General features: G+C 67.0%; 1 protein-coding gene. It reads left to right on the top strand.

From position 1 onward, the window contains the following. The first annotated feature begins 114 nt into the window (after positions 1-114). Complete coding sequence (locus BRAO375_RS06455; protein ID WP_009026655.1) at positions 115-1,377, top strand: methyl-accepting chemotaxis protein; 1,263 nt, start codon at positions 115-117, stop codon at positions 1,375-1,377. The last annotated feature ends 214 nt before the right edge of the window (positions 1,378-1,591 follow it).

Raw genomic sequence — 1,591 nt, 5'->3', positions numbered from 1 at the left:
CAGGATTCCAGCGCCCGCATTATTGGCCGCAGCCGGGAAAGCGGAAAGGTTTTGGTTAATTTTGTCCTGCTACGAGTCGTGCATTCTTCTCTGACAGTGGATTCGGGACCCCCCATGGCTTTCTTCTCCGGCAAGTCGGCTGATCGCACGCATAACCTCCTGATGGCCGAGCTGTTCGAACGCCATCGCGACGCCATCCTGGTGATGTCGGAAGGCAAGATCATCGCCTGCAACGAGACCGCGGTCCGCTTCGGCGGCTTCCGCAGCAAGCAGGACCTGCTGTCGCGCTCGCCGGCGACGATGGCTCCGGAATTCCAGCCCAGCGGCAAGCGCTCCGCCGACATGGTCAAGGAGATGGACGCCAAGGCCAGGCGCGAGGGCCATGCCAGCTTCGAGTGGACCACCAAGCGCGCCGACGGCAGCCCGGCGCTGGTGCAGATCACGCTGGTGCCGACCCAGGTCGAGGGCCAGACCTACGTCATCAGCTTCCGTCGCGATCTCTCCGATCTGATCGCGGCCCGCGAGGAGAAGAAGCGCGCGCTCGACCGGATCGCCAAGGATTTCGAGACCACCGTCGGTGCGATCGCCAACGCCATCTCCGGCGCCTCGCGCGAGGTTGAGACCACGGCGGCTTCGCTGACGACGACCGCCGACCAGGCCGCGCAGCGCGTCGCCCTGGTGGCCTCCGCGTCCAACTCCGCCTCCTCCAACGTGCAGTCGGTGGCCGGCGCGACCGAGGAGCTGTCGACCTCGGTGAGCGAGATCAACCGCCAGGTCGCAACCTCTTCCACCATCGCCGCGGAGGCGGTCGAGGCGTCCTCGCGCACCAACGACCTCGTCAACAGCCTTGCGGATGCCGCCGCCAAGATCGGTGCCGTGACCGACATGATCAACGCGATCGCCAGCCAGACCAATTTGCTGGCGCTGAACGCCACCATCGAGGCCGCGCGTGCCGGCGATGCCGGCCGCGGCTTCGCCGTCGTGGCCTCCGAGGTGAAGAGCCTGTCGAGCCAGACCGCGAAGGCGACCGACGAGATCTCGGCGCACATCAGTGCGATGCAGCGCGCCACCAGCGACACGGTGGCCGCGATCCAGGGCATCGGCGGCACCATCGGCCAGATCAGCGAGATCGCCAAGACGATCGCGACCGCCGTCGATCAGCAGGGACATGCGACCCAGGAGATCGCCCGCTCGGTCAGCCAGGCCGCCAGCGGGACCCGCGAGGTCGCCACCAACATCGGCTCGGTCAGCCAGACGGTCGAATCCGCCGGCGGTGCGGCACGGCAGATGCTCGGGGCGGCGGGGCAACTCGCCAGGCACGCCGACGACCTGCGTAGCAAGGTGAAGGACTTTTTGACCGCCGTGCAGGCGGCGTAGGGTTTGATCGCAGGCGGACGGGTCCGCGATCAGACGGGCTCCGCGACGATGTCGCGGAGCAGCTGTTTGAAGACGTGGATAGGAATCCTACAGCGAAGCTGTTCGATCGGCGCTCGTTTCGCTGCGGGTTGGTATAGCGCTCGCTGTGAGTTGGTAGACCGCGAGCCCCACCCTCCGCCGTCGTCCCGGGCTTGACCCGGGACCCATACGCCGC

It is taken from the genome of Bradyrhizobium sp. ORS 375, assembly GCF_000239775.1.
GTDB lineage: Bacteria > Pseudomonadota > Alphaproteobacteria > Rhizobiales > Xanthobacteraceae > Bradyrhizobium.
Note: the sequence above shows the minus strand (reverse complement) of the source record. Positions and strands in the feature narration are given on the sequence as shown.

What these genes read in the sequence shown, in the direction of transcription:
- BRAO375_RS06455 (WP_009026655.1), top strand. Translation starts at nt 115, where the DNA reads ATGGCTTTCTTCTCCGGCAAGTCGGCTGATCGCACGCATAACCTCCTG.